Raw genomic sequence first — 21498 nt, 5'->3', positions numbered from 1 at the left:
CTTACTTACCAGCCTTTCCGACCTTGCGGCGGATGACCTCGCCCGCGTACTTGACGCCCTTGGCCTTGTACGGGTCGGGCTTCCGCAGCTTGCGGATCTTGGCGGCGACCTCGCCGACCCTCTGCTTGTCGATGCCCTCGACGGAGAACCGAGTGGGGTTCTCCACCTTGAAGGTGATGCCTTCAGGGGCCTCGATGAGGATCGGGTGGCTGTAGCCCAGGGCGAACTCCAGGTTGGAGCCCTTCGCCTGGACGCGGTAACCGACACCGCTGATTTCGAGCGCCTTGACGTAACCCTGGGTCACGCCGGTGATCATGTTCGCCACCAGCGTGCGGGACAGGCCGTGCAGGGCCTTGTTCTGACGCTCGTCGTTGGGGCGCAGCACGAGAAGCGTGCCGTCATCGCCCTTGGTGACCTCGATCGGCGCGGCAACGGTGTGCGAGAGAGAACCCTTCGGGCCCTTCACCGCGACCGTACGGCCTTCGATGGTGACGTCCACACCGGCGGGAACCTGGATGGGGAGCTTGCCGATTCGCGACATGAGCTTTTCCTCCGTTCCCGACTACCAGACGTAGGCGAGGACTTCCCCACCTACGCCCTTCTTGCCTGCCTGCTGGCCGGTCAGAAGACCGTGGGACGTGGAGATGATCGCCACGCCCAGGCCGCCCAGGACCTTCGGCAGGTTGGTGGACTTCGCGTACACGCGCAGACCCGGCTTGGAGATGCGCTTGATGCCGGCGATCGAACGCTCGCGGTTCGGGCCGAACTTCAGCTCCAGGACGAGGTTCTTGCCGACCTCGGCGTCCTCGACCTTCCAGCCGGTGATGAAGCCCTCCTGCTGGAGGATTTCCGCGATGTGCGACTTGATCTTGCTGTGCGGCATCACGACATCGTCGTGGTATGCCGAGTTCGCGTTACGCAGACGCGTGAGCATGTCTGCGATGGGATCAGTCATGGTCATGAATTGGCCTTCGGCCTCTCTCGCCGGGGTTTCCTGTATGCGCCATCCCTCTCCCCGATCAGAGCCGGGACGGGTGCGGTGCGGGGACCTACGGCGTAGTAAGCGTTGTCAGCGGGCTATGGCCCGCGGGCGGTCCGGATCAGCGGGCGCCCAACCCCACAAGCCTACGGCATATGAGGAAGGGCTCCCGCCAACCAGTTGCTTACCGAGAGCTTCGGGTAATTCCCAAAAAGGGAATTACCAGGAGCTCTTGGTGACGCCCGGCAGCTCGCCGCGGTGTGCCATCTCACGGAGGCATACGCGGCACAGGCCGAACTTGCGGTAAACGGAGTGGGGACGGCCGCAGCGCTGGCAGCGGGTGTAACCGCGCACGCCGAACTTCGGCTTGCGGGCGGCCTTAGCGATCAGTGCCTTCTTCGCCACGGTCAGTTCTCCTTGAACGGGAAGCCGAGGTGACGAAGGAGGGCACGACCCTCGTCGTCGTTGGTCGCCGTGGTGACCACGGTGATGTCCATGCCCCGGACCCGGTCGATCTTGTCCTGGTCGATCTCGTGGAACATGACCTGCTCCGTGAGACCGAAGGTGTAGTTGCCACGGCCGTCGAACTGCTTCGGCGACAGGCCGCGGAAGTCACGGATACGCGGCAGCGCGAGCGACAGCGTACGGTCCAGGAACTCCCACATGCGGTCACCGCGGAGGGTGACGTGGCAGCCGATCGGCTGACCCTCACGCAGCTTGAACTGCGCGATGGACTTCCGGGCCTTGGTGACGGACGGCTTCTGGCCGGTGATCGTGGTGAGGTCGCGGATGGCGCCCTCGATCAGCTTGGAGTCGCGGGCGGCGTCGCCCACACCCATGTTGACCACGATCTTCACGAGGCCGGGGATCTGCATGACGTTCTCGTAGGAGAACTGCTCACGCAGCTTGCCCGCGATCTCCTCGCGGTAGCGCAGCTTCAGACGCGGTGCAGTGGTGGTCGTCATCAGATGTCCTCACCGGTCCGCTTGGCAACGCGGATCTTGTTGCCCTCGTCGTCAAAGCGGTAGCCGACGCGGGTGACAACCTTCTTGCCGTCCTTCTCCACGACCAGCTGAACGTTGCTGATGTGAATGGGGGCCTCGGTGGTGACAATGCCGCCGGTCTGCGAACCGCGAGCCGTCTGACCGGCCTTGGTGTGCTTCTTGACCCGGTTGACACCCTCGACGAGAACACGGTCCTGCGTGGGATAGGCCACGATGACCTTGCCCTGCTTGCCCTTGTCCTTACCGGTGATGACCTGAACCAGGTCGCCCTTCTTGATCTTCATGCTTACAGCACCTCCGGCGCGAGCGAGATGATCTTCATGAACTTCTTCTCGCGCAGCTCACGGCCCACCGGGCCGAAGATACGGGTGCCACGAGGGTCGCCGTCGTTCTTCAGAATGACAGCGGCGTTCTCGTCGAAACGGATGTACGAGCCGTCCTGGCGGCGGCGCTCCTTGACGGTGCGAACGATGACCGCCTTGATGACGTCACCCTTCTTCACGTTGCCACCGGGGATCGCGTCCTTGACGGTGGCGACGATGACGTCACCGATGCCCGCGTAGCGGCGACCCGAGCCACCGAGAACACGGATGCAAAGGATCTCCTTGGCACCAGTGTTGTCGGCGACACGCAGTCGCGACTCCTGCTGGATCACGTCTATCTCCTGATCGTCTGCCGGTTCCCGGTGGGGGCCGCGAGTGACTCACGGACCCCACCGAGCCTGGCGGAACTATTCCGAGGGGAAGCCCCCTCGGAGGGGTTTACTTGGCCTTTTCGAGGATCTCGACGATGCGCCACCGCTTCGTGGCGGACAGCGGCCGGGTCTCCATCAGGAGGACGCGGTCGCCGATGCCGGCGGCGTTCTGCTCGTCGTGCGCCTTGAGCTTGTTCGTACGGCGGATGACCTTGCCGTACAGCGCGTGCTTCACACGGTCCTCGACGGCGACGACGACGGTCTTGTCCATCTTGTCGCTGACAACAAGGCCCTCGCGGGTCTTGCGGAATCCGCGGTCGCCCGCGGCGGTGCCGCTGGTGTTCGCAGTGTTCTCAGTCACGTTGCTCTCGCTCATCAGGCGCTCTCCACCGTCTCGATGCCCAGCTCGCGCTCACGCATCAGGGTGTAGATCCGCGCGATGTCCTTCCGGACGGCCTTCAGCCGACCGTGGTTTTCGAGCTGACCGGTCGCCGCCTGGAAGCGGAGGTTGAACAGCTCTTCCTTGGCCTCGCGAAGCTTGCCGAGAAGCTCCTCGTCGCCCAGCTCGCGCAGTTCGGACGCCTTGGTAACGGCCGCCATCACGACTCACCTGCCTCGCGCCGAACGATCCGGCACTTCATCGGAAGCTTGTGAGCAGCGCGGGTAAGCGCCTCACGCGCAATCTTCTCGTTCGGGTAGGACAGCTCGAACATCACCCGACCGGGCTTGACGTTCGCGATCCACCACTCGGGGGAACCCTTACCGGAACCCATGCGGGTCTCGGCAGGCTTCTTGGTGAGCGGACGGTCCGGGTAGATGTTGATCCAGACCTTGCCGCCACGCTTGATGTGACGGGTCATCGCGATACGAGCGGCCTCGATCTGACGGTTCGTCACGTATGCCGGGGTCAGCGCCTGGATGCCGTACTCGCCGAACGCAACCTGCGTCCCACCCTTGGACATACCGCTGCGCTTCGGGTGGTGCTGCTTGCGGTGCTTGACCCTACGGGGGATCAGCATTTCGGTCAGGCCTCCGTTCCGCCGGTAGAAGAGGACGTCGCCTCAGCGGCCGGTGCGGCAGCGGCGGCGTCGGCCTTGGGGGCCTCGGCTGCCGGGCTCTGCTGCGGCTTGCGGCCACGGCCGCCACGCTCGCCACCACGGCCACCACGGCCGGCGGGACGGTCGTTGCCGCCACCACGGGCCGGACGGTTGCCGGCGCGGGCCGCGGCGTTCTCGGCACGCACCTCGGCGATGTTCTTGACGTCGCCCTTGTAGATCCAGACCTTCACACCGATACGGCCGAAGGTCGTCTTGGCCTCGAAGAAGCCGTAATCCACGTTCGCGCGGAGCGTGTGCAGGGGCACACGGCCCTCGCGGTAGAACTCCGAGCGGGACATCTCGGCGCCGCCGAGACGGCCACCGCACTGGATCTTGATGCCCTTGGCGCCGGCCTTCATCGTCGACTGCATGCTCTTACGCATGGCGCGACGGAAGGAGACACGCGAGGAGAGCTGCTCGGCGACGGCCTGGGCCACCAGCTGAGCGTCCACCTCGGGGTTCTTGACCTCAAGGATGTTGAGCTGGACCTGCTTGCCGGTCAGCTTCTCCAGCTCGCCGCGGATACGGTCGGCCTCGGCGCCGCGGCGGCCGATGACGATGCCCGGACGCGCGGTGTGGATGTCAACGCGGACGCGGTCGCGGGTGCGCTCGATCTCGACCTTCGAGATGCCGGCCCGCTCCATGCCCTTCGTCATCATGCGACGAATGGCGACGTCTTCCTTGACGTAGTCCTTGTACAGCTTGTCGGCGTACCAGCGGGACTTGAAGTCCGTGGTGATACCGAGCCGGAACCCATGCGGGTTAACCTTCTGGCCCATTACCGGGTTCCTTCCTTGCTGCTGACGACCACGGTGATGTGGCTGGTCCGCTTACGGATCCGGTAGGCACGGCCCTGGGCACGCGGACGGAACCGCTTCAGGGTCGGACCTTCGTCCACGTACGCCTCGCTGATGACCAGCGAGTTGGCGTCGGTGTGGTCGTAGTTGTGCGCGGCGTTGGCAATGGCGCTGTCAAGCACCTTGCCGACCGGCACGCTCGCGGCCTGCGGGGCGAAACGCAGGACCGCCTGAGCCTCCGTGGCATCCATGCCACGGATGAGGTCCACCACGCGGCGGGCCTTCATGGGCGTGACGCGGATGTACCGCGCCTGGGCCCTGGCTTCCATGGTTGTCCCTTCGGTGTTAGTCATAGTCGGTTCCACCCCGCGTTAGCGGCGCTTCGACTTCCGGTCGTCCTTGACGTGGCCGCGGAAGGTGCGAGTCGGCGAGAACTCGCCGAGCTTGTGGCCGACCATCGACTCGGTGACGAACACCGGGACGTGGATCTTGCCGTTGTGCACCGCGATCGTGTGGCCCAGCATGGCCGGGACGATCATCGAGCGACGGGACCAGGTCTTGATGACGTTCTTGGTGCCTGCTTCGTTCTGGACATCCACCTTCTTGATCAGGTGGTCGTCGACGAAGGGCCCCTTCTTGAGACTGCGCGGCATCTAAACCCGCTCCTAGCGCTTCTTGTTCGTCTTGCGGCGGCGGACGATGTACTTGCTGCTTGCCTTCTTCGGCGAGCGAGTACGACCTTCCTTCTGACCCCACGGGCTGACCGGGTGACGTCCACCGGAGGTCTTGCCCTCACCACCACCGTGCGGGTGGTCGACCGGGTTCATCGCGACACCGCGGACGGTCGGGCGAACGCCCTTCCAGCGCATACGGCCGGCCTTGCCCCAGTTGATGTTCGACTGCTCGGCGTTGCCGACCTCGCCGATCGTGGCGCGGCAGCGTACGTCGACCATCCGGACCTCGCCGGAGGGCATACGAAGGGTGGCCATGGAGCCCTCCTTCGCCAGCAGCTGCACCGAAGCGCCCGCGGAGCGGGAGATCTTCGCGCCGCCGCCGGGACGCATCTCGATGGCGTGGATCGTCGTACCCACCGGGATGTTGCGCAGCGGCAGGTTGTTGCCCGGCTTGATGTCGGCCCCGGGGCCGTTCTCAACCCGGTCGCCCTGGCTGAGCTTCGCCGGGGCGATGATGTAGCGCTTCTCGCCGTCTGCGTAGTGCAGCAGCGCGATGCGCGCGGTGCGGTTCGGGTCGTACTCGATGTGCGCGACCTTGGCAGGCACGCCGTCCTTGTCGTGACGACGGAAGTCGATCACGCGGTAGGCGCGCTTGTGGCCACCACCCTGGTGGCGAACGGTCACACGACCGGCGTTGTTACGGCCGCCCTTGCTGTGCAGCGGGCGGACCAGCGACTTCTCCGGCGTGGACCGCGTGATCTCGACAAAGTCGGCGACGCTGGAGCCACGACGGCCCGGGGTCGTCGGCTTGTACTTGCGGATACCCATTTCTCAGTCCTCGGAAGATTCCGGACTTCTGAACGATCCAGCCTCCGTCAGGAGGCCGGGCCGCCGAAGATGTCGATACGGTCGCCCTCAGCAAGGGTCACGATGGCGCGCTTGGTGTTGGCGCGCTTGCCGAAACCGGTGCGGGTGCGCTTGCGCTTGCCCTGGCGGTTGATCGTGTTGACCCCTGCGACCTTGACCGAGAAGACCGCTTCCACGGCCTGCTTGATCTGGGTCTTGTTGGCGGTGGGCGCCACGATGAACGTGTACTTGTTCTCGTCGAGCAGCGCGTAGCTCTTCTCGGACACCACGGGCTTCACGAGGATGTCGCGGTGGTCGTGGAAGGTCTTGCTGGTGATCTCGGCCATCAGGCTTCACTCCCCTCGTTGTCTTCAGCGGCCTTGGAAGGGCCAGACACGAAGGACTCGAAGGCGGCCTTGGTGAAGACCACGTCGTCGGAGACGAGCACGTCATACGTGTTGAGCTGGCCCGGCGCCAGGATGTGCACCTGGGGCAGGTTGCGTGCGGACAGCCACGCGGCCTCGTCGGCCCGCTCGGCGACCAGGAGCACGTGCTTGCGCTCGCTGATCTTGCCCAGCAGGGCCTTGGCGGCCTTGGTGGACACCGCGTCCTCGACCACGCCGGAGACGACGTGGATACGGGAGTGGCGGGCCCGGTCGGTGAGGGCACCGCGCAGGGCGGCGGCCTTCATCTTCTTCGGCGTCCGCTGCGAGTAGTCACGCGGCTGGGGGCCGTGAACGACGCCACCGCCGGCGAACTGCGGCGCACGGGTCGAACCCTGACGGGCGCGGCCGGTGCCCTTCTGGCGGTACGGCTTCTTGCCACCACCACGGACTTCGCCGCGGGTCTTGGTCTTGTGCGTGCCCTGGCGGGCAGCGGCCAGCTGGGCGACAACGACCTGGTGGATCAGCGGAATGCTGACCTTGGCGTCGAAGATCTCCGCGGGGAGTTCGACGGTCCCGGCCTTGTCGCCTGCCGGCGAAAGGATGTCAACAGTGCTCATCAGTTACCTCAGGCCCCCTTGGCCGCGGTACGGACCAGGACGAGGCCGCCGTTCGGACCAGGAACCGCACCCTTGATCAGGATCAGGCCCTTTTCCGCGTCAACGGCATGAACGGTCAGGTTCTGGGTGGTCACGCGCTCGTTGCCCATACGGCCGGCCATCCGCATGCCCTTGAACACACGGCCCGGGGTGGCGCAGCCACCGATGGAGCCGGGAGAGCGGTGCTTGCGCTGGGTGCCGTGACCGGCGCCGAGGCCCTTGAAGTTGTGACGCTTCATGACACCGGCGAAGCCCTTGCCCTTGCTCTTGCCCGTGACGTCAACCTTGACGCCGGACTCGAACACATCGGCGGTGACCTCCTGGCCGAGCGTGTACTCGCTCGCGTCGGAGGTACGCAGCTCCACCAGGTGGCGGCGGGGGGTCACGTCGGCCTTGGCGAAGTGGCCCTTGAGGGGCTTGTTCACCTTGCGCGGGTCGATCTCGCCGAAGGCGATCTGGACCGACTCGTAGCCGTCGGAGTCATTCGTACGGACCTGGGTAACAACGCAGGGCCCGGCCTTGACGACGGTCACCGGGACGACACGGTTGTTCTCGTCCCAGACCTGGGTCATGCCGAGCTTCTCGCCCAGGACACCCTTGATCTGCTTTGCCATCTCTTCCGCGCCTCTCAGAGCTTGATCTCGATGTCGACGCCGGCCGGAAGGTCCAGGCGCATCAACGAGTCAACGGTCTTGGGCGTCGGGTCGAGAATGTCGATCAGGCGCTTGTGCGTGCGCATCTCGAAGTGCTCGCGCGAGTCCTTGTACTTGTGCGGCGACTTGATGACGCAGTACACGTTCTTCTCAGTGGGCAGCGGCACCGGGCCCGCGACCGACGCACCAGTACGCGTCACCGTCTCGACGATCTTCTTCGCCGAGGAATCGATGACCTCGTGGTCGTAGGCCTTGAGCCGGATGCGGATCTTCTGTCCCGCCATGGCTGCTTCGTAGTCCTGTCTCTCGTAACGCTCTGGAACCCGCTGGGCCCTGCACCATCAAACACACGGTCCTGCTCCGACCCACGCGGTCGGGCGTGTCGCATCCCCTCCACGAAAACTCCCGAAGGATTTTCCCTGCCAAAGGGTGCGGCCCAAGTCCGCGAGCCGGGGGCAGAACACCCACCGGGCGCCTGGCCGGAGCCCCGCTGACACTTCCCGGAAGATTCCCGTACGTCCGTCCCAGCGCTGCCCGTAAGGCAGTTGGGACGACGAGTACTGTGGGACTCGCTTCCGGTCCTCCCGGCGGGAGGCGCGCAGCATCGGCACTCAACCGAGCAACCTGAACAGTGTGCCATAGGCCCTACAGCCCTGGCCAATCGCGGCCCGAAAGGGTACCCCGTCAACGCGGGTCATCAAACGCGGGCCCGCTCCGCACGCGAACCCGCCTCGCTGTTCAGGCCCCCCGCGCCGGCCTCCGGACACGGCGCCTCGGGTCACCGCGGACACAGCACAGGGGCCCCGCGCCACCGTCCTCACGGACTGCGGTGCGGGGCCCCTGCTGGATGCTCTTGAAGGAGCTACCAGGTCAGATCGACAGAACTACTTGTTGATCTTGGTGACCTGGCCGGCGCCCACGGTCCGGCCACCCTCACGGATGGCGAACTTCAGGCCCTCTTCCATGGCGACGGGCTGGATCAGCTCGACCGTCATGACGGTGTTGTCGCCCGGCATGACCATCTCGGTGCCCTCGGGGAGGGTCACGACGCCGGTCACGTCCGTGGTACGGAAGTAGAACTGCGGGCGGTAGTTGTTGAAGAAGGGGGTGTGACGGCCACCCTCGTCCTTCGACAGGATGTAGGCCTGGGCCTCGAAGCTGGTGTGCGGCGTGACCGAACCCGGCTTGATGATGACCTGACCGCGCTCGACGTCCTCGCGCTTGATGCCACGGAGGAGCAGACCGACGTTCTCACCGGCCTGGCCCTCGTCGAGCAGCTTGCGGAACATCTCGATGCCGGTGACCGTGGTGGTGGTCTTGTCCTGCTTGATACCGACGATGTCGACGGTCTCGTTGACCTTGAGCACACCACGCTCGATACGACCGGTGACGACGGTGCCACGACCGGTGATCGTGAAGACGTCCTCGATCGGCATCAGGAACGGCTTGTCGACGTCGCGCTCGGGCTGCGGGATCGCCTCGTCGACGGCGGCCATCAGGTTCAGGACCGACTGGCCCCACTCCTTGTCGCCCTCAAGCGCCTTGAGCGCCGAGACACGCACGACCGGAAGGTCGTCGCCCGGGAACTCGTACTCGGAGAGGAGCTCACGTACCTCAAGCTCGACGAGCTCCATGATCTCCTCGTCGTCCACCATGTCGGCCTTGTTCAGCGCGACAACGATGTACGGCACGCCGACCTGGCGGGCCAGGAGCACGTGCTCCTTGGTCTGCGGCATCGGGCCGTCGGTGGCGGCGACCACGAGGATGGCGCCGTCCATCTGCGCCGCACCCGTGATCATGTTCTTGATGTAGTCCGCGTGACCGGGGCAGTCGACGTGCGCGTAGTGACGCGACTCCGTCTGGTACTCGACGTGCGCGATGGAGATGGTGATACCGCGCTGGCGCTCCTCAGGAGCCTTGTCGATCTGGTCGAAGGCCGAGGCCTCGTTCAGGTCCGGAAACGCGTCATGCAGCACCTTGGTAATGGCGGCCGTGAGGGTCGTCTTACCGTGGTCGATGTGACCGATGGTGCCGATGTTGACGTGCGGCTTAGTCCGCTCGAACTTCGCCTTCGCCACTGGGGTCCTCCTGTGGAGTGGTTCTGTACGCCTTACTCATCGGCGCCAGGTGATCTTTGCTGGGATGCCGGGGCCCGGGGCATCCCGGCCGTGATTCGGCCGGAATGCCCCAGAGCTTGCCGGTGACAAGCCTAAAGCGTGCGCTCGGAAGAGCTACTCGCCCTTGGCCTTCGCGATGATCTCCTCAGCGACGTTCCGGGGAACCTCGGCGTAGGAGTCGAACTGCATCGAGTAGCTTGCGCGACCCGAGGTCTTGCTTCGGAGGTCTCCGACGTAGCCGAACATCTCCGAAAGCGGCACCAGGCCCTTGACGACCCGGGCGCCGGCCCGCTCCTCCATGGCCTGGATCTGGCCACGGCGGGAGTTGATGTCGCCGATGACATCGCCCATGTAGTCCTCGGGCGTGGTGACCTCAACGGCCATCATGGGCTCAAGGAGCACGGGAGACGCCTTGCGCGCGGCCTCCTTGAAGGCCTGCGATCCGGCGATCTTGAACGCGAGTTCGGAGGAGTCGACCTCGTGGTACGCACCGTCGAGCAGCGTCAGGCGGACACCGGTCATCTCGTAACCGGCGAGGATGCCGAACTGCATGGCCTCCTGCGCACCGGCGTCCACCGAAGGGATGTACTCCTTCGGGATACGGCCACCGGTGACCTTGTTCACGAACTCGTACGAGGTGTCGCCGCCCTCGATGGGCTCGATCGCGATCTGCACCTTGGCGAACTGACCCGTACCACCGGTCTGCTTCTTGTGGGTGTAGTCCACCCGCTCGACGGCCTTACGGATCGTCTCACGGTAAGCGACCTGCGGCTTGCCGACGTTCGCCTCGACGCGGAACTCGCGCCTCATGCGGTCGACCAGCACCTCAAGGTGGAGCTCGCCCATACCGCCGATGACGGTCTGGCCGGTCTCCTCGTTGGTGTGCACCTGGAAGGAGGGGTCCTCCTCCGCGAGACGCTGGATGGCGACACCCAGCTTCTCCTGGTCGCCCTTGGACTTGGGCTCGATCGCGACCTCGATGACCGGCGCCGGGAAGTCCATGGACTCCAGGATCACCGGGTTCTTCTCGTCGCTCAGCGTCTCACCGGTGGTGGTCTGCTTCAGGCCCATCACGGCGACGATGTCGCCGGCGCCCACGGCCTCGATCTCCTCACGCTTGTTCGCGTGCATACGGTAGATCTTGCCGATGCGCTCCTTGCGGCCCTTCACGGAGTTCAGCACCGCGGTGCCGGACTCCAGACGGCCGGAGTACACCCGGACGAACGTGAGCTTGCCGAGGTGCGGGTCGCTCATGATCTTGAACGCCAGCGCCGACAGCGGCTCGTCGTCGGAGGGCCTGCGCTTGACGACCAGCTCCGGGTCCTTCACGTCGCGGCCCTCGATGGCCTCGACGTCCAGGGGAGAAGGCAGGTAGCGCACGACCGCGTCGAGCAGGGGCTGGACGCCCTTGTTCTTGAACGCGGTGCCACAGAACACCGGGGTGACGGTGATGCCGTCGGACTTGCCGGACGCGATGGTGATACGGCGGATCGCCGCGTAGAGCTGCTCCACGGAAGGCTCCTGGCCCTCCAGGTACAGCTCCATCAGCTCGTCGTCGTTCTCGGCGACGGTCTCCAGCAGCTTGCCGCGCCACTCCTCGGCCGCCTCGGTGTGCGTCGCGGGGATGTCGACGACGTCGTACATCTCGCCCTTGGCAGCCTCGGCGGACCAGACAAAGGCCTTCATCGTCACGAGGTCGACGACGCCCTTGAAGTCCATCTCGGCACCGATCGGAAGCTGCATGACGATCGGGGTCGCGCCGAGGCGGTCCGAGATCATGTCGACGCAGCGGTGGAACTCCGCGCCGGTCCGGTCGAGCTTGTTGACGAAACAGATGCGGGGCACGCCGTAACGGTCGGCCTGACGCCACACCGTCTCGGACTGCGGCTCCACACCGGCGACACCGTCGAACACGGTGACGGCGCCGTCGAGCACGCGGAGCGAACGCTCCACCTCGACCGTGAAGTCCACGTGACCCGGGGTGTCGATGATGTTGATGGTGTGGTCGACGTCCTCGAGCGGCCAGTGACAGGTCGTCGCGGCGGACGTGATCGTGATGCCGCGCTCCTGCTCCTGCTCCATCCAGTCCATCGTGGCAGCGCCGTCGTGGACCTCACCGATCTTGTAGCTCACACCGGTGTAAAACAGGATGCGCTCGGTGGTCGTCGTCTTGCCCGCGTCGATGTGGGCCATGATCCCGATGTTGCGGACCCTGGCCAGGTCAAGCGAAGTGGTGGCCATTTGGCTCAGTCTTCTCTCGGTCTCGATGGGGGTAGCGACTACCAGCGGTAGTGCGCGAAGGCCTTGTTGGACTCGGCCATCTTGTGCGTGTCCTCACGCTTCTTGACCGAGGCGCCGAGACCGTTGGAGGCGTCGAGCAGCTCGTTCATGAGGCGTTCGGTCATGGTCTTCTCGCGACGGGCGCGGGAGTAACCCACGACCCAGCGCAGAGCGAGGGTGGCGGCGCGACCGGGCTTGACCTCGATCGGCACCTGGTAGGTGGCACCACCGACACGGCGGGACTTGACCTCAAGCGTGGGCTTGACGTTCTCAAGCGCGCGCTTCAGCGTGATGACCGGGTCGTTGCCGGTCTTCTCGCGGAGGCCTTCCATGGCGCCGTACACGATCCGCTCGGCGGTGGAACGCTTGCCGTTGAGCAGGATCTTGTTGATCAGCGACGTGACAAGAGGAGAACCGTAGACCGGGTCGATGATGACCGGGCGCTTCGGGGCAGGGCCCTTACGAGGCATTCTTACTTCTCCTTCTTGGCGCCGTAGCGGCTGCGGGCCTGCTTGCGGTTCTTGACACCCTGGGTGTCAAGGGAGCCGCGGATGATCTTGTAACGAACACCCGGCAGGTCCTTCACACGGCCACCACGCACGAGCACGATGGAGTGCTCCTGCAGGTTGTGTCCCTCACCCGGGATGTAGGCCGTGACCTCGATGCCGGAGGTCAGACGCACACGCGCGACCTTCCGCAGGGCCGAGTTCGGCTTCTTCGGGGTGGTCGTGAACACGCGCGTGCAGACGCCGCGACGCTGAGGCGAGCCTTCGAGCGCGGGCGTCTTGTTCTTCTCGACCTTGTCCTGCCGGCCCTTCCGGACCAGCTGCTGGATCGTAGGCACTACTTCTCCGGTTTCTGTGTGCCGTTCGTAAAACTAACCTGGAACGTCACCGACCCACGCGGTCGGGTGTGTCGAATGCTGCACGACCCCGCTCGAAAGCGGATAAGGCGCAGATCACGGTGGCCGATACTCGGACCCCTCGTGCGGCTGAAGACACGCACAGGAGCCCAGGCACACCCCAGGCACAAGGTCTGAGCGTACCTACCTCATCGACTCCGGTCAAAACAAATGCCGTGGACCAGACACGCCGTACGCGCTCGCCGCTGCGGAACCTCGCGACAGCCGCCCCGACGGCCGCCAGAAGCCCAGGGTGCCAGATGCGCTATGCCCCGGCCAGTCCCTTATCGAATCAAAGTACGGAACATCCCGGTTTGACAGTGCCCGTCCGCCGTGCTGGCCGCGCTGTGCCACTTACAGCAGCCACGCGGGACAGCAGCCACGCGGGCGCGCACGCCGGAGGGCGGCCACCCCTCGCGGGATGGCCGCCCTCCGGTTCGCTCACGCCTTACTGGTTGTACGGACCGTAGTCGTAGTCCTCCAGCGGGACGGCCTGGCCGGAGCCGGTGCCGAACGGCGAGTAATCGATGTCGTCGTAGCCGACGGCCGAGTACATCGCGGCCTTGGCCTCCTCGGTCGGCTCGACCCGGATGTTGCGGTAACGGGACAGACCCGTACCGGCCGGGATGAGCTTACCGATGATGACGTTCTCCTTGAGGCCGATCAGGGAGTCCGACTTGGCGTTGATCGCCGCGTCGGTGAGGACCCTGGTCGTCTCCTGGAAGGACGCCGCCGACAGCCACGACTCGGTGGCCAGCGACGCCTTGGTGATACCCATGAGCTGCGGACGGCCGGAGGCCGGGTGGCCGCCTTCCGTGACCACACGACGGTTCTCGGTCTCGAACTTCGAGCGCTCCACCAGCTCGCCCGGCAGCAGCTCCGCGTCGCCGGACTCGATGATCGTCACACGGCGCAGCATCTGCCGGATGATGATCTCGATGTGCTTGTCGTGGATCGACACACCCTGCGAGTTGTAGACCTTCTGGACTTCGCCGACCAGGTGGACCTGGACCGCGCGCTGACCGAGGATCCGCAGCACGTCGTGCGGGTTGGTGGCACCCACGGTGAGCTTCTGGCCCACCTCGACGTGGTCACCCTCACTCACGAGCAGACGGGCACGCTTCGAGATCGGGAACGGCGTCTCTTCGCTGCCGTCGTCCGGAGTGACAACGATCTTCTTGGTCTTCTCGGTCTCCTCGATACGGATGCGGCCGGCCGCCTCCGAGATCGGGGCGACACCCTTGGGCGTACGAGCCTCGAAGAGCTCGACGACACGGGGCAGACCCTGGGTGATGTCGTCACCGGCCACACCACCGGTGTGGAAGGTACGCATCGTGAGCTGGGTACCGGGCTCACCGATGGACTGCGCGGCGATGATGCCGACCGCCTCACCGATGTCGACCAGCTTGCCGGTGGCCAGCGAGCGGCCGTAGCAGAAGGCACAGGTGCCGACCGCGGACTCGCAGGTCAGGACCGAGCGGGTCTTGACCTCCTCGACCCCGGCCTTCACGACGGCGTCGATCAGGACATCGCCCAGGTCGACATTTGCCGGCGCGATGACCTTGCCGTCGACGACGACGTCCTCGGCGAGCATCCGCGCGTACACGGACGTCTCGACGTCCTCCGCCTTGCGCAGCACACCGTCGGCGCCGCGCTCGGCGATCCGCAGCTTCAGACCGCGGTCGGTGCCACAGTCCTCCTCGCGGATGATCACGTCCTGCGAGACGTCCACCAGACGACGGGTCAGATAACCCGAGTCGGCGGTACGCAGGGCGGTGTCGGCCAGACCCTTACGGGCACCGTGCGTGGAGATGAAGTACTCCAGCACGGACAGACCTTCACGGAAGGACGCCTTGATGGGACGCGGAATCGTCTCGTTCTTGGCGTTGGACACCAGACCACGCATACCGGCGATCTGACGCATCTGCATCATGTTTCCACGAGCACCCGAGTTCACCATCATGAAGATGGGGTTGGTCTTCGGGAAGTTCGCGTTCATCGCCTCGGCGACCTCGTTGGTCGCCTTGGTCCAGATCGCGATGAGCTCCTGGGTGCGCTCGTCCTTGGTGATCAGACCGCGCTCGTACTGCTTCTGGACCTTCTCGTCCTGCGCCTCGTAACCCTGGACGATCGCCTTCTTCGCCTCGGGCACGACGACGTCGGAGATGGCCACGGTGACACCGGAACGGGTCGCCCAGAAGAAGCCCGCCGCCTTCAGGTTGTCGAGCGTCGCCGCCACGATGACCTTGGGGTAGCGCTCGGCCAGGTCGTTGACGATCTCGGAGAGCTGCTTCTTGCCCACCGAGTAGTCGACGAACGGGTAGTCCTCGGGCAGCAGCTCGTTGAAGAGCGCGCGGCCCAGGGTCGTACGCAGCCGGAACGGGTCGCCCTGCTGCCACTCGGAGCCGTTGACGCCGTCGGTGTCCGCCTCGTCGCCGGCCGGCGGGGTCCAGCCGCGCGGCGGGATGGTGCCCACCGGGAAGCGGATGTCGACCTTCGCCTGGAGCGAGAGCTCACGGTTGTCGAAGGCCATGGTGGCCTCGGCGGACGAGCCGAAGGACCGGCCCACACCGATGACCTTGCGCTCCTCCTCGTCCGTGGTGAGGAAGAAGAGACCGAGCACCATGTCCTGGGTCGGCATGGTGACCGGACGGCCGTCGGCCGGCTTGAGGATGTTGTTCGAGGACAGCATCAGGATGCGGGCCTCGGCCTGCGCCTCCGCGGAGAGCGGCAGGTGGACGGCCATCTGGTCACCGTCGAAGTCCGCGTTGAACGCGGTGCAGACGAGCGGGTGGATCTGGATGGCCTTGCCCTCGACGAGCTGCGGCTCGAAGGCCTGGATGCCCAGGCGGTGCAGGGTCGGCGCACGGTTCAGCAGCACCGGGTGTTCGGCGATGACCTCTTCGAGCACGTCGTACACGACCGTACGGCCACGCTCGACCATGCGCTTCGCCGACTTGATGTTCTGCGCGTGGTTCAGGTCCACCAGGCGCTTCATCACGAACGGCTTGAAGAGCTCCAGCGCCATGGCCTTCGGCAGACCGCACTGGTGCAGCTTGAGCTGCGGGCCGACGACGATCACGGAACGGGCCGAGTAGTCGACTCGCTTGCCGAGCAGGTTCTGACGGAAACGACCCTGCTTGCCCTTGAGCATGTCGCTCAGGGACTTCAGCGGGCGGTTACCGGGACCGGTCACCGGGCGACCGCGGCGGCCGTTGTCGAACAGCGCGTCGACGGCCTCCTGCAGCATCCGCTTCTCGTTGTTCACGATGATCTCGGGAGCACCGAGGTCGAGGAGACGCTTGAGACGGTTGTTGCGGTTGATCACACGGCGGTACAGGTCGTTCAGGTCGGAGGTCGCGAAACGGCCACCGTCGAGCTGCACCATCGGACGCAGGTCCGGCGGGATCACCGGCACGCAGTCCAGCACCATGCCCTTGGGGCTGTTGCTGGTCTGCAGGAACGCGGAGACGACCTTGAGGCGCTTGAGCGCACGGGTCTTCTTCTGGCCCTTGCCGGTACGGATGATCTCGCGGAGGCGCTCGGCCTCCTCGTCCAGGTCGAAGGACTCCAGGCGCTTCTGCAGCGCCGCGGCACCCATCGAACCGTCGAAGTACGTGCCGAAGCGGTCACGCAGCTCGCGGTAGAGGAGCTCGTCGCCCTCCAGGTCCTGGACCTTGAGGTTCTTGAAGCGGTTCCACACCTCGTCGAGGCGGTCGATCTCGCGCTGCGCACGGTCGCGGAGCTGCTTCATCTCACGCTCGGCACCTTCGCGCACCTTGCGGCGCACGTCGGCCTTGGCGCCTTCGGCCTCCAGCTCGGCCAGGTCGGTCTCAAGCTTCTTGGCGCGGGCTTCGAGGTCGGCGTCGCGACGGTTCTCGACCTGCTGGCGCTCGACGGAGACATGGGCCTCCAGCGACGGCAGATCGCGCGTACGGCGCTCCTCGTCCACGAACGTGATCATGTACGCGGCGAAGTAGATGACCTTCTCAAGGTCCTTCGGCGCGAGGTCCAGCAGGTATCCCAGGCGCGACGGGACGCCCTTGAAGTACCAGATGTGCGTGACGGGAGCGGCAAGCTCGATGTGTCCCATGCGCTCACGGCGCACCTTGGCGCGCGTGACTTCCACGCCACAGCGCTCACAGATGATGCCCTTGAAGCGGACACGCTTGTACTTGCCGCAGTAGCACTCCCAGTCCCGGGTCGGACCGAAGATCTTCTCGCAGAAGAGTCCGTCCTTTTCGGGCTTGAGCGTGCGGTAGTTGATGGTCTCCGGCTTCTTCACTTCGCCGTGGGACCAGGTCCGGATGTCGTCCGCGGTGGCAAGGCCGATCCGCAGCTCGTCGAAGAAGTTGACGTCGAGCACTTGTCGTCAATCCCTCTTTCGGGGGTTCGAGCCCCTCGCCGTCAAGCGAGAAAATGGGGCACTTCAGCAATGGTCTGAACGGGTCCGGGGAGAGCCGGCCGGATACGGGATCCGGCCGGCCAACCCGTCAGACCTCTTCGACGCTGCTCGGCTCTCGCCGGGACAGGTCGATACCGAGCTCCTCCGCCGCGCGGAAGACATCCTCGTCCGTGTCGCGCATCTCGATGGACATGCCGTCCGAGGACAGCACCTCCACGTTGAGGCAGAGCGACTGCATTTCCTTGATGAGCACCTTGAAGGACTCGGGAATGCCGGGCTCGGGGATGTTTTCGCCCTTGACGATGGCCTCGTAGACCTTCACGCGGCCGGTCACGTCGTCGGACTTGATCGTCAGCAGCTCCTGGAGGGCGTACGCGGCGCCATAAGCCTCCAGCGCCCACACCTCCATCTCACCGAAGCGCTGACCGCCGAACTGGGCCTTACCACCCAGCGGCTGCTGGGTGATCATCGAGTACGGACCGGTCGAGCGGGCGTGCAGCTTGTCGTCGACCAGGTGGTGGAGCTTGAGGATGTACATGTACCCGATCGAGATCGGGTCCGGGAACGGCTCACCGGAGCGGCCGTCGAACAGGTGCGCCTTACCGGACGGCTGGACCATGCGGTTGCCGTCGCGGTTCGGGATCGTGGCCTCGAAGAGACCGGAGATCTCGTCCTCGCGGGCGCCGTCGAAGACCGGCGTGGCGACGTTGGTACCGGCGGCGACCTCGTCGGCGCCGATCGCCTTCAGCCGCTCCATCCACTCCTCGCTGCCCTCGACCTTCCAGCCCTGGCTGGCGAGCCAGCCGAGGTGGATTTCGAGGACCTGTCCCGGGTTCATCCGGGACGGCACACCCAGCGGGTTGAGGATGATGTCGACCGGGGTGCCGTCCTCCAGGAACGGCATGTCCTCGATCGGCAGGATCTTCGAGATGACGCCCTTGTTGCCGTGACGGCCGGCGAGCTTGTCACCATCGGTGATCTTGCGCTTCTGCGCGACGTACACGCGGACGAGCTGGTTCACGCCCGGCGGCAGCTCGTCGCCCTCCTCGCGGTCGAAGACGCGCACACCGATGACCTTGCCGGTCTCGCCGTGCGGCACCTTCAGCGAGGTGTCACGGACCTCACGGGCCTTCTCACCGAAGATCGCGCGGAGCAGGCGCTCCTCCGGCGTCAGCTCGGTCTCACCCTTGGGCGTGACCTTGCCGACGAGGATGTCTCCGGCGACGACCTCGGCACCGATACGGATGATGCCGCGCTCGTCGAGGTCCGCGAGGACCTCTTCGGAGACGTTCGGGATGTCCCGGGTGATCTCCTCGGGGCCGAGCTTGGTGTCACGGGCGTCGACCTCGTGCTCCTCGATGTGGATCGAGGAGAGGACGTCGTCCTGCACCAGACGCTGGCTGAGGATGATCGCGTCTTCGTAGTTGTGGCCCTCCCACGGCATGAACGCCACGAGGAGGTTCTTGCCGAGCGCCATCTCACCCTGCTGGGTGGCCGGACCGTCGGCGAGAACCTGGTTCTCGACGACCCGGTCGCCCTCGTCCACGACAACCTTCTGGTTGACCGAGGTGCCCTGGTTCGAGCGGGAGAACTTGGCGATGCGGTACGTGGTGTACGTGCCGTCGTCGTTGGCGACGGTGATGTAGTCCGCGGATACCTCCTGGACCACACCCTCCTTCTCCGCCTTGATGACGTCACCGGCGTCGACCGCGCAGCGGTACTCCATGCCGGTGCCGACGAGCGGCGCCTCGGACGTGATCAGCGGCACGGCCTGACGCATCATGTTCGCGCCCATCAGGGCACGGTTGGCGTCGTCGTGCTCCAGGAACGGGATCATGGCGGTCGCGACCGACACCATCTGGCGCGGCGAGACGTCCATGTAGTCGACGTCCGTGCCGGGCACGTAGTCGACCTCTCCGCCACGGCGGCGGACCAGGACGCGGGGCTCGGTGAAGCGCAGGTCGTCGGAGAGGAGCGCGTTCGCCTGGGCGATGACGAACCTGTCCTCCTCGTCGGCGGTCAGGTAGTCGACCTCGTCGGTGACCTGGCCGTCGGTGACCTTGCGGTACGGAGTCTCGACGAAACCGAACGCGTTGACCCGGCCGTACGAGGCGAGCGAGCCGATCAGGCCGATGTTCGGGCCTTCAGGGGTCTCGATCGGACACATGCGGCCGTAGTGCGACGGGTGCACGTCACGGACTTCGAAGCCGGCCCGCTCACGGGACAGACCACCGGGGCCCAGCGCCGACAGACGGCGCTTGTGGGTCAGACCCGACAGCGGGTTGTTCTGGTCCATGAACTGGGAGAGCTGGCTGGTGCCGAAGAACTCCTTGATGGAGGCGACGACCGGCCGGATGTTGATCAGTGTCTGCGGCGTGATCGCCTCGACGTCCTGAGTCGTCATGCGCTCACGCACGACGCGCTCCATCCTCGCCAGACCCGTACGGACCTGGTTCTGGATGAGCTCGCCCACATTGCGCAGACGGCGGTTGCCGAAGTGGTCGATGTCGTCGGTCTCGACGACGATCTGGGTGCCGCTCTCGCCGACCGTCTCGGTCTCGCCGGCGTGCAGCTTGACCAGGTACTTGATGGTCGCGATGACATCGTCGGTGGTGAGCACGCCGGCGTCCAGCGGCTCTTCAGCGCCGAGCTTCTTGTTCACCTTGTAGCGGCCGACCTTGGCGAGGTCGTAGCGCTTCGGGTTGAAGTAGAGGTTCTCCAGCAGCGTCTGAGCCGCCTCGCGCGTCGGGGGCTCGCCCGGGCGCAGCTTGCGGTAGATGTCGAGCAGTGCGTCGTCCTGGCCCTGGGTGTGGTCCTTCTCCAGGGTGGCGCGCATCGACTCGTACTCGCCGAACTCCTCCAGGATCTGCTCGGTCGTCCAGCCGAGAGCCTTGAGGAGGACGGTCACGGACTGCTTGCGCTTGCGGTCGATGCGGACACCGACCATGTCGCGCTTGTCGATCTCCATCTCCAGCCAGGCACCCCGGGACGGGATGATCTTGGCAGAGAAGATGTCCTTGTCGGACGTCTTGTCGATGGAGGAGTCGAAGTAGACACCCGGCGAGCGGACGAGCTGGGACACCACGACACGCTCGGTGCCGTTGATGACGAAGGTGCCCTTGTTGGTCATGAGCGGGAAGTCGCCCATGAAGACCGTCTGGGACTTGATCTCGCCGGTCTCGTTGTTGGTGAACTCGGCGGTGACGAAGAGCGGGGCGGCGAACGTGAAGTCGCGCTCCTTGCACTCGTCGATGGAGTTCTTGGAGGGCTCGAAGCGGTGGTCGCGGAAGGTCAGCGACATCGACCCGGAGAAGTCCTCGATCGGAGAGATCTCCTCGAAGATCTCCTCCAGACCGGACTTCCTGGGGACGTCCTGCCCGTTCTCGAGAGCCGCCTCGACACGAGCCTTCCAAGCGGCGTTGCCGAGCAGCCAGTCAAAGCTCTCGGTCTGCAGCGCAAGGAGGTTCGGAACCTCGAGGGGCTCCTTGATCTTTGCAAAGGAGATGCGCAGCGGGGCGGTGCTGGCGCCGTTGTTCGTATTCGCGGTCGAGGCGTTGCGCGAGGCGGCCAAGAGGGGGTCCTTCCGAGGGCTCGGACTCACTACGCGCGTACCGGTCCCAAGCGGGGCACGGAGAGGGAAAGCCCAGATCGGGGCCGTTCAATCACCGATGCTCGTGCGAGGGGGTGCCCCTGGTGACGGGCAGGGAGCAGCTAACAGGCAGCGCAAAGGGTCAGTGTAGCCACTTGGCACACTGATGTCCAGAGCGGGTTTTCCGACACCCTCGTTGTTCTCAACACCCTTGTCTCAACTGCGGCAAAACCTCGCGCCGTAGGCGCACATCGATACTGCCCTCTTCGCGCTCGATCCATGCCTCGGATCCGGATCGATTGTGACGACGCGTCCTGAGAATTGCGCGCTGCGTGCGGTTCGTCAAGGCCCCCCACCCCATGCGAAACGTCACTGGGCGTACGGAGGGCACGGCGATGATCACGATACCCGGCGGCGGCC

Annotated in this window: 23 protein-coding genes; all 23 read right to left on the bottom strand. The window is 65.5% G+C overall.

Annotated elements, in window-relative coordinates; all coding sequences use genetic code 11:
* Position 1: 1 nt before the first annotated feature.
* The 23 genes from rplF to rpoB all read right to left on the bottom strand — a co-directional run bounded on the left by rplF (position 2) and on the right by rpoB (position 21060).
* Complete coding sequence (gene rplF, locus PV679_RS11515; protein ID WP_319680020.1) at positions 2 to 541, bottom strand: 50S ribosomal protein L6; 540 nt, start codon at positions 539 to 541, stop codon at positions 2 to 4.
* A 21-nt stretch (positions 542 to 562) separates the two neighbouring features.
* Entirely contained in the window at positions 563 to 961 is a 399-nt protein-coding gene (gene rpsH / locus PV679_RS11510) for a 30S ribosomal protein S8 (RefSeq protein ID WP_319680019.1), read from the bottom strand.
* Between the two features lie 237 nt (positions 962 to 1198).
* The gene (locus tag PV679_RS11505; RefSeq protein ID WP_003948630.1) at positions 1199 to 1384 is read right to left on the bottom strand and encodes a type Z 30S ribosomal protein S14; all 186 of its coding nucleotides are present in this window, start codon (positions 1382 to 1384) and stop codon (positions 1199 to 1201) included.
* Between the two features lie 2 nt (positions 1385 to 1386).
* Complete coding sequence (gene rplE / locus PV679_RS11500; protein WP_319680018.1) at positions 1387 to 1944, bottom strand: 50S ribosomal protein L5; 558 nt, start codon at positions 1942 to 1944, stop codon at positions 1387 to 1389.
* Positions 1944 to 2267, bottom strand: coding sequence for a 50S ribosomal protein L24 (gene rplX, locus PV679_RS11495; RefSeq protein WP_030351442.1), 324 nt, complete (start codon positions 2265 to 2267; stop codon positions 1944 to 1946). The genes rplE and rplX overlap by 1 nt, the downstream gene beginning before the upstream one ends.
* A 2-nt stretch (positions 2268 to 2269) precedes the next feature.
* Positions 2270 to 2638: a 50S ribosomal protein L14 gene (rplN, locus tag PV679_RS11490; RefSeq protein WP_023539336.1), complete on the bottom strand. Its 369-nt coding sequence runs from the start codon at positions 2636 to 2638 to the stop codon at positions 2270 to 2272.
* Positions 2639 to 2744: 106 nt separating this feature from the next.
* Positions 2745 to 3053 (bottom strand): 30S ribosomal protein S17, encoded by a 309-nt coding sequence (gene rpsQ / locus PV679_RS11485; protein WP_319680017.1) that lies wholly within the window; start codon positions 3051 to 3053, stop codon positions 2745 to 2747.
* On the bottom strand, positions 3053 to 3277 hold the full coding sequence (gene rpmC, locus PV679_RS11480) for a 50S ribosomal protein L29 (RefSeq protein WP_319680016.1): 225 nt from the start codon (positions 3275 to 3277) through the stop codon (positions 3053 to 3055). Before rpmC ends, rpsQ begins: the two co-directional genes overlap by 1 nt.
* The gene (gene rplP / locus PV679_RS11475; RefSeq protein ID WP_014047785.1) at positions 3277 to 3696 is read right to left on the bottom strand and encodes a 50S ribosomal protein L16; all 420 of its coding nucleotides are present in this window, start codon (positions 3694 to 3696) and stop codon (positions 3277 to 3279) included. Before rplP ends, rpmC begins: the two co-directional genes overlap by 1 nt.
* 5 nt (positions 3697 to 3701) lie before the next feature.
* Positions 3702 to 4553 (bottom strand): 30S ribosomal protein S3, encoded by an 852-nt coding sequence (gene rpsC / locus PV679_RS11470; RefSeq protein WP_319680015.1) that lies wholly within the window; start codon positions 4551 to 4553, stop codon positions 3702 to 3704.
* Complete coding sequence (gene rplV, locus PV679_RS11465) at positions 4553 to 4900, bottom strand: 50S ribosomal protein L22 (RefSeq protein ID WP_026249422.1); 348 nt, start codon at positions 4898 to 4900, stop codon at positions 4553 to 4555. Before rplV ends, rpsC begins: the two co-directional genes overlap by 1 nt.
* Before the next feature lie 42 nt (positions 4901 to 4942).
* A complete protein-coding gene (gene rpsS, locus PV679_RS11460) occupies positions 4943 to 5224 on the bottom strand; it encodes a 30S ribosomal protein S19 (RefSeq protein WP_030351437.1) in 282 nt (93 codons plus the stop codon).
* A gap of 12 nt (positions 5225 to 5236) precedes the next feature.
* Entirely contained in the window at positions 5237 to 6073 is an 837-nt protein-coding gene (rplB, locus tag PV679_RS11455) for a 50S ribosomal protein L2 (protein ID WP_114659660.1), read from the bottom strand.
* A gap of 47 nt (positions 6074 to 6120) precedes the next feature.
* Positions 6121 to 6438, bottom strand: a complete 318-nt coding sequence (gene rplW, locus PV679_RS11450; protein ID WP_161308664.1) for a 50S ribosomal protein L23 — start codon at positions 6436 to 6438, stop codon at positions 6121 to 6123.
* Entirely contained in the window at positions 6438 to 7094 is a 657-nt protein-coding gene (gene rplD / locus PV679_RS11445) for a 50S ribosomal protein L4 (protein ID WP_319680014.1), read from the bottom strand. The genes rplW and rplD overlap by 1 nt, the downstream gene beginning before the upstream one ends.
* Before the next feature lie 8 nt (positions 7095 to 7102).
* Positions 7103 to 7747, bottom strand: coding sequence for a 50S ribosomal protein L3 (gene rplC, locus PV679_RS11440; RefSeq protein WP_319680013.1), 645 nt, complete (start codon positions 7745 to 7747; stop codon positions 7103 to 7105).
* 14 nt (positions 7748 to 7761) lie between these two features.
* Positions 7762 to 8070, bottom strand: coding sequence for a 30S ribosomal protein S10 (rpsJ, locus tag PV679_RS11435; RefSeq protein ID WP_003948644.1), 309 nt, complete (start codon positions 8068 to 8070; stop codon positions 7762 to 7764).
* Positions 8071 to 8670: 600 nt separating this feature from the next.
* Entirely contained in the window at positions 8671 to 9864 is a 1194-nt protein-coding gene (gene tuf, locus PV679_RS11430) for an elongation factor Tu (protein ID WP_319680012.1), read from the bottom strand.
* A 153-nt stretch (positions 9865 to 10017) separates the two neighbouring features.
* Entirely contained in the window at positions 10018 to 12144 is a 2127-nt protein-coding gene (gene fusA, locus PV679_RS11425) for an elongation factor G (RefSeq protein WP_319680011.1), read from the bottom strand.
* Positions 12145 to 12182: 38 nt separating this feature from the next.
* The gene (gene rpsG / locus PV679_RS11420) at positions 12183 to 12653 is read right to left on the bottom strand and encodes a 30S ribosomal protein S7 (RefSeq protein ID WP_030742163.1); all 471 of its coding nucleotides are present in this window, start codon (positions 12651 to 12653) and stop codon (positions 12183 to 12185) included.
* Positions 12654 to 12655: 2 nt separating this feature from the next.
* Positions 12656 to 13027, bottom strand: coding sequence for a 30S ribosomal protein S12 (rpsL, locus tag PV679_RS11415; protein WP_003948652.1), 372 nt, complete (start codon positions 13025 to 13027; stop codon positions 12656 to 12658).
* A gap of 505 nt (positions 13028 to 13532) precedes the next feature.
* Positions 13533 to 17450: a DNA-directed RNA polymerase subunit beta' gene (locus PV679_RS11410; RefSeq protein ID WP_319680010.1), complete on the bottom strand. Its 3918-nt coding sequence runs from the start codon at positions 17448 to 17450 to the stop codon at positions 13533 to 13535.
* 127 nt (positions 17451 to 17577) lie between these two features.
* Positions 17578 to 21060 (bottom strand): DNA-directed RNA polymerase subunit beta, encoded by a 3483-nt coding sequence (rpoB, locus tag PV679_RS11405; RefSeq protein ID WP_319680009.1) that lies wholly within the window; start codon positions 21058 to 21060, stop codon positions 17578 to 17580.
* Positions 21061 to 21498 lie beyond the last annotated feature (438 nt).

The sequence above is a fragment of the Streptomyces sp. AK02-01A genome, from assembly GCF_033795305.1.
Taxonomy (GTDB): Bacteria; Actinomycetota; Actinomycetes; order Streptomycetales; family Streptomycetaceae; genus Streptomyces.
The sequence above is the reverse complement of the archived record's forward strand: the minus strand, read 5'-3'. Positions and strand labels throughout refer to the sequence as shown.

What these genes read in the sequence shown, in the direction of transcription:
- rplF (WP_319680020.1), bottom strand. Translation starts at nt 541, where the DNA reads ATGTCGCGAATCGGCAAGCTCCCCATCCAGGTTCCCGCCGGTGTGGAC.
- rpsH (WP_319680019.1), bottom strand. Translation starts at nt 961, where the DNA reads ATGACCATGACTGATCCCATCGCAGACATGCTCACGCGTCTGCGTAAC.
- rplE (WP_319680018.1), bottom strand. Translation starts at nt 1,944, where the DNA reads ATGACGACCACCACTGCACCGCGTCTGAAGCTGCGCTACCGCGAGGAG.
- rplX (WP_030351442.1), bottom strand. Translation starts at nt 2,267, where the DNA reads ATGAAGATCAAGAAGGGCGACCTGGTTCAGGTCATCACCGGTAAGGAC.
- rpsQ (WP_319680017.1), bottom strand. Translation starts at nt 3,053, where the DNA reads ATGAGCGAGAGCAACGTGACTGAGAACACTGCGAACACCAGCGGCACC.
- rpmC (WP_319680016.1), bottom strand. Translation starts at nt 3,277, where the DNA reads ATGGCGGCCGTTACCAAGGCGTCCGAACTGCGCGAGCTGGGCGACGAG.
- rplP (WP_014047785.1), bottom strand. Translation starts at nt 3,696, where the DNA reads ATGCTGATCCCCCGTAGGGTCAAGCACCGCAAGCAGCACCACCCGAAG.
- rpsC (WP_319680015.1), bottom strand. Translation starts at nt 4,553, where the DNA reads ATGGGCCAGAAGGTTAACCCGCATGGGTTCCGGCTCGGTATCACCACG.
- rplV (WP_026249422.1), bottom strand. Translation starts at nt 4,900, where the DNA reads ATGGAAGCCAGGGCCCAGGCGCGGTACATCCGCGTCACGCCCATGAAG.
- rpsS (WP_030351437.1), bottom strand. Translation starts at nt 5,224, where the DNA reads ATGCCGCGCAGTCTCAAGAAGGGGCCCTTCGTCGACGACCACCTGATC.
- rplB (WP_114659660.1), bottom strand. Translation starts at nt 6,073, where the DNA reads ATGGGTATCCGCAAGTACAAGCCGACGACCCCGGGCCGTCGTGGCTCC.
- rplW (WP_161308664.1), bottom strand. Translation starts at nt 6,438, where the DNA reads ATGGCCGAGATCACCAGCAAGACCTTCCACGACCACCGCGACATCCTC.
- rplD (WP_319680014.1), bottom strand. Translation starts at nt 7,094, where the DNA reads ATGAGCACTGTTGACATCCTTTCGCCGGCAGGCGACAAGGCCGGGACC.
- rplC (WP_319680013.1), bottom strand. Translation starts at nt 7,747, where the DNA reads ATGGCAAAGCAGATCAAGGGTGTCCTGGGCGAGAAGCTCGGCATGACC.
- rpsJ (WP_003948644.1), bottom strand. Translation starts at nt 8,070, where the DNA reads ATGGCGGGACAGAAGATCCGCATCCGGCTCAAGGCCTACGACCACGAG.
- fusA (WP_319680011.1), bottom strand. Translation starts at nt 12,144, where the DNA reads ATGGCCACCACTTCGCTTGACCTGGCCAGGGTCCGCAACATCGGGATC.
- rpsG (WP_030742163.1), bottom strand. Translation starts at nt 12,653, where the DNA reads ATGCCTCGTAAGGGCCCTGCCCCGAAGCGCCCGGTCATCATCGACCCG.